Origin of the sequence: Pelagibius sp. (assembly GCF_028289705.1) — a bacterium.
GTDB lineage: Bacteria > Pseudomonadota > Alphaproteobacteria > Kiloniellales > Kiloniellaceae > Pelagibius.
Window position 1 is genome coordinate 1 of the sequence record NZ_JANQOI010000058.1, and the last position, 4743, is coordinate 4743.

At 67.6% G+C, this 4743-nt stretch carries 7 protein-coding genes and 1 tRNA gene; 6 read left to right on the plus strand and 2 right to left on the minus strand.

Features of this window, described 5'->3' with window-relative positions:
- Both Q0996_RS07245 and Q0996_RS07250 read right to left on the minus strand, forming a co-directional pair.
- The coding region (locus tag Q0996_RS07245; protein WP_299617157.1) for a hypothetical protein at positions 1-779 on the minus strand (779 nt) is incomplete at its 3' end.
- 233 nt (positions 780-1012) lie between these two features.
- A tRNA-Gly gene (locus tag Q0996_RS07250) sits at positions 1013-1087 on the minus strand.
- Between the two features lie 236 nt (positions 1088-1323).
- Here Q0996_RS07250 and Q0996_RS07255 point away from each other — a divergent pair.
- The 6 genes from Q0996_RS07255 to Q0996_RS07280 all read left to right on the plus strand — a co-directional run bounded on the left by Q0996_RS07255 (position 1324) and on the right by Q0996_RS07280 (position 4743).
- Complete coding sequence (locus Q0996_RS07255; protein WP_299617159.1) at positions 1324-1857, plus strand: prolyl-tRNA synthetase associated domain-containing protein; 534 nt, start codon at positions 1324-1326, stop codon at positions 1855-1857.
- A gap of 188 nt (positions 1858-2045) precedes the next feature.
- On the plus strand, positions 2046-2984 hold the full coding sequence (gene trxA / locus Q0996_RS07260) for a thioredoxin (protein ID WP_299617161.1): 939 nt from the start codon (positions 2046-2048) through the stop codon (positions 2982-2984).
- Positions 2985-3024: 40 nt separating this feature from the next.
- Positions 3025-3684, plus strand: coding sequence for an LON peptidase substrate-binding domain-containing protein (locus Q0996_RS07265; protein ID WP_299617163.1), 660 nt, complete (start codon positions 3025-3027; stop codon positions 3682-3684).
- Between the two features lie 25 nt (positions 3685-3709).
- Positions 3710-3895, plus strand: a complete 186-nt coding sequence (locus tag Q0996_RS07270; RefSeq protein ID WP_299617165.1) for a Trm112 family protein — start codon at positions 3710-3712, stop codon at positions 3893-3895.
- 10 nt (positions 3896-3905) lie between these two features.
- Complete coding sequence (locus Q0996_RS07275; protein WP_322096656.1) at positions 3906-4304, plus strand: DUF971 domain-containing protein; 399 nt, start codon at positions 3906-3908, stop codon at positions 4302-4304.
- Positions 4305-4533: 229 nt separating this feature from the next.
- A complete protein-coding gene (locus tag Q0996_RS07280; RefSeq protein ID WP_299617169.1) occupies positions 4534-4743 on the plus strand; it encodes a hypothetical protein in 210 nt (69 codons plus the stop codon).

Here is a 4743-nt window from a genome sequence, read left to right on the forward strand (position 1 = left end):
TTCAGCAGTAGCCAGGCATAGAGGGTCACCAGGTAGGCCAGCACCCCGTTCATCGGCAGGCGGCGCCCCGCCGCCCACCACTTGCGCAGCAGCATCCACAGCATCGCCGCCGTGCTGCCGGCCGCGAGGCCGAGGCCCAGGGTCAGCAGCACCTCGGGAACGTCGAAGGTGGAATAGGACAGCCCCCAAAGATCGTTTTCGTGCAGCGCCCGGTTGGCGATCAGCCAGTCGGCGATCCAGACCAGATAGGCGTTGACGAGCAGAACGCGCTTTTCGGTCTCGTCGAAGAACTGCCGCTTCAGCACCGAGCAGACGATCAGCATGCCGTAGCCCTGCTTCACGTAGTGCCAGCCGACCAGGAACAGCATCAGGTTGACGAAGAGGCCGAGGGCGCGGGGATCCTCCAGCAACACCGCCCCCAGCAGATAGGCGCCCAGCGCCAGCGGCACGACGAGCCCGGCGAAGAGGTAGCGCAGCCGCAGCAGCGGATCGTAGTGGCCGCCGAAGGCCTTCTCGGAGAAATTCCGATAGAAGATCTGGTAGGAGTGGGCGAAGTGCGGATTGTTGATGACGAAGGCGAGGGCCAGCATCGCCACCGCCACGCTGTGATGGCTGCTCTCGGGCGGCGGGAAAAGGGCCAGCAGGGCGAAGACGATCAGCGAGCCGCCGCCCAGGCAGAGGAAGTCCACCGCCGGGTGGAACAGACAGCCTGCGGTCCCCGCCTGCCGGGCCGCGGGGGCGCCGGATCCCAGGCCCGGCACCGTCTCCTGCATCGCCATGACTGTAGAACTCCCAAGCGCCAGCCCCGCCCATCATGAGCCCGGGCGCGCGAGGATTTCGTTAAGTCAGGGCGGGAATTGCCCGGAATTTGCGGCAAATGGGCCGGATGGCCCGGCGGACGGACCGACGGAGCCGGGCCGCGATGACCCGGCATCGGCCACGAAAAAAGCGCCCCCTGGTTGAGGGACGCTTTTCTGTCGCGGCCATCTTCAAGAGAAAGGCTGCGAGAAACTGGAGCGGGCGATGAGATTCGAACTCACGACCCCAACCTTGGCAAGGTTGTGCTCTACCCCTGAGCTACGCCCGCATCGGCGAAGCGGGGAGATACCCCCTTTCGCCCGTCATTGCAAGTCCCCCATGGCGCAAGTCCCCCATGGCCAGGCCCCCTCTGCGCCCGGGCCGATTTCCGGGCGGCGGCGCATTCCGGCTTGCCGGACCTGCGCCACCAAGGCTATTAGCCTTTTGCTACACAAGGCTTAACGGCCACAAGGCCCGGGGTTCGCACGTCCGATCCCCGGCAATCCAACGCCAGGAGCACGTGCGATGGCCGAAACCGGCCCCTCGGAAGACACCGACGGTCAGGACCTGCCGACCACCCCGGAGGCCCTGCTGGCGCGGCTGGCGGCGTTGGGAATCGAAGCCAAGACGGTGACCCACGCGCCGGTCTTCACCGTGGAGGAGGCCAAGGCCCTGCGCGGCGAGCTGCCCGGCGGACATATCAAGAACCTCTTCCTGCGCAACAAGAAGGGGGCGATGTGGCTGGTCACCTGCCTGGAGGACCGCAGCATCGACCTGAAGGACCTGGGCACACGGCTGGAGGCCGGGCGCTTTTCCTTCGGCAGCGCCGAGCGCCTGATGACCCACCTGGGCGTACGCCCCGGGGCGGTCACCCCCTTCGCTATCGTCAACGACACGGCCGGTGCGGTCACCATGGTGCTGGATCGGGGGGTCATGGACCACGACCTGGTCAACTGCCACCCCCTGGTGAACCACCAGACCACCGCCATCAGCCCGGCGGATCTGCTGCGCTTCCTGGAGGCCGAGGGGCATGCGCCCCGGATGATCGATCTCGATTGAGCGGCCGGGATGGCGGGGGGCCGGGCCCACGACGGCCTGCCGGGCTTGCCTAACCGTGGCAAAATAGCCATTTATGGTGGGGAATCGAGTTCTTCAGACGCCGGCGAAACGCATCGCGCTCGGCCTTTCCGCCACAGCACAGAAGCGCAGCAGCCAGACCTAACAGCAGTTGAATGGAAATACGTGAGATGGAACCGATAATCGGCGGCGACGGGCTTGCCGCGGGCACAATGGGCGAAGCGCCCGCCGACCTGGTGAAGGACAGCTCCCAGGAGGCCTTCGCCCAGGACGTCATCGAAGCCTCCATGACCGTGCCGGTGGTGGTGGATTTCTGGGCGCCCTGGTGCGGCCCCTGCAAGCAGCTTGGCCCGCAGCTCGAAGCCGCCGTCAAGGCCGCGCGCGGGGCGGTGCGCATGGTCAAGATCAACGTCGACGAAAACCAGCAGCTCGCCGCGCAGCTGCGCATCCAGTCGATCCCTACGGTCTACGCCTTCTTCCAGGGCCAGCCGGTGGACGGCTTCCAGGGCGCGCAGCCGGAAAGCGAGGTCAAGGCCTTCGTCGAGCGGCTGCGCAAGGCGGGCGAGGCCGGCCGGGGCCCCAGCCCCGTCGAACAGGCCCTGGAACAGGCCCAGGCCGCCCTGGACGGCGGCGACCCCGGCGCCGCCTCCGCCCTCTATTCACAGGTCCTCAAGCACGAACCGGAGAACGCCGAGGCGCTGGCCGGCCTTCTGTCCTGCTATCTGGCGAGCGGCGATCTGGAGACGGCGCGGGAGATGTTCGACGGCCTGACCGAGGAGATGCGCAAGGACCCGGCCTTCGCCTCCGTGGCCGCGCAGCTCGACCTGCAGGCCCAGGCCGGCGATGCCGGCGAGATCCCGGCGCTGATGGAAAAGGTGGCCGCGGACCACAACGACCACCAGGCGCGCTTCGATCTCGCCATGGCCCTGCACGGCAGCGGCCAGGAGCAGGCGGCCGCCGACGAGCTGCTGGAGATCGTGCGCCGCGACCGCATGTGGAACGACGAGGAGGCCCGCAAGCAGCTCGTGACCTTCTTCGAGGCCTGGGGCCCGACCAACCCCCTGACCATCGAAACGCGGCGGCGGCTGTCGTCCCTGCTGTTCTCCTGACCTCTTTCCTGACCCTTGGGGACCCGCCCGTGGTGCCGTCATGACCCGTACCGCCTTTGACCCGAGTTTCGAGGAGCTGCCGCGGGCGCTGCCGATCTTTCCCCTGGGCGGGGTGCTGCTGCTGCCGGGCGGGCGCCTGCCGCTGAACATCTTCGAGCCGCGCTATCTGGCGATGTTCGACGACGCCCTCTCCACCAACCGGCTGATCGGCATGATCCAGCCGGTGGAGGAGAGCGAGGAACAGAAGGTGCCGAAGATCTACGATACCGGCTGCGCCGGGCGCATCACCGCCTTCAGCGAGACCGACGACGGGCGCTATCTGGTGACCCTCTCCGGGCTGATCCGTTTCGACATGGCCCGCGAGCTGCCGAGCGACAGCTACCGGCTGGTGGAGCCTGACTTCACGCGCTTCCGCGAGGACCTGGAGGAGGACAAGGGCGACATCGACCGCGACCGCCTGGTGGAGGTGCTCGGCGCCTACTTCGAGGCCAATTCCATCGAGGGCGACTGGGAAGCCATCGAGCAGACCGGCGACGAGCGCCTGGTCACTTCGCTGGCCATGATCTGCCCCCTGGGCGCCCCGGAGAAGCAGGCCCTGCTGGAGGCCATGACCCTGACCGAACGCGCCGAGACCCTGACCGCCATCATGGAGATGGCGACCCACGACGCCGACGGCGAAAGCGAAGCCAAGCATCACTGACCAAGCACGATCGAGCAGCGCAGCCATGACCCAAACCCCGATCGACCCGAAGCTGCTGGAAATCCTGGTCTGCCCGCTGACCAAGGCGCCGCTGGACTATGACGCCGCCGCGCAGGAGTTGATCAGCCGGCAGGCGCGCCTTGCCTATCCGATCCGCGACGGCATCCCCATCATGCTGGTCGACGAGGCGCGGCGCTTGGACGAGCAATAAGCCGCGGAGGATCATCGTGCCGGTTCAGGAGGACAACAAGCAGGACTTCGGCAGCGAACACTGGCCGGAGGAGATCCGCTACATCTCCGAGGACAAGACGCTGGTGATCCGCTTCGACAGCGGCGAGACCTTCACCTTCGCGGCCGAGTTCCTGCGGGTCGAAAGCCCCTCGGCGGAAGTCCAGGGCCACGGCCCCGGCCAGAAACAGATCGTGCCCGGCCGCCGCCACGTCGGCATCATGGCCATCGAGCCGGTGGGCAACTACGCCGTGCGCATCAAGTTCGACGACCTGCACGACACCGGCATCTACTCCTGGCAATACCTGCACAAGCTGGGCCACGAGCAGGACGACCTCTGGCAGGCCTACCTCGACCATCTCGCCGCCCGCGGCCTCAGCCGCGATCCCTGAAGGCCTTTTGGGCCTTGACGGCACCGGCCCACTCCCCCGCCCGACCACCCGTTAGGATACTGGCGCTGGGTGGTCGGGCGGGGGAGTGGGCTGGCACCGCTTCGACGTAAGTCGAAACGCCACAAGCCGTCCTTTGCCATCCCCGCCATGGCGCGCGTCGCAGGCGGGCAAGACGCCGCCCCCGCCCCTGGCAAGCTTTTGCGCATCCAACCGCAAGGGAGCAGAGGCCATGGCACCCGACGGCAGGCTGACGGCCGAAAGCGGCGCACCCGCGACCCTCAACCTCGAAACGGGCGGCGTCGACCGCGCCGCCCTGCGCGCCTATCGCCTGGCCCGGGTGCGCGCCGAACTGCGCCGCCGCGACTATGCCGGCGCCCTGCTCTACGATCCGGTCAACATCCGCTATGCCTGCGACAGCCGCAACATGGCGGTCTGGTAA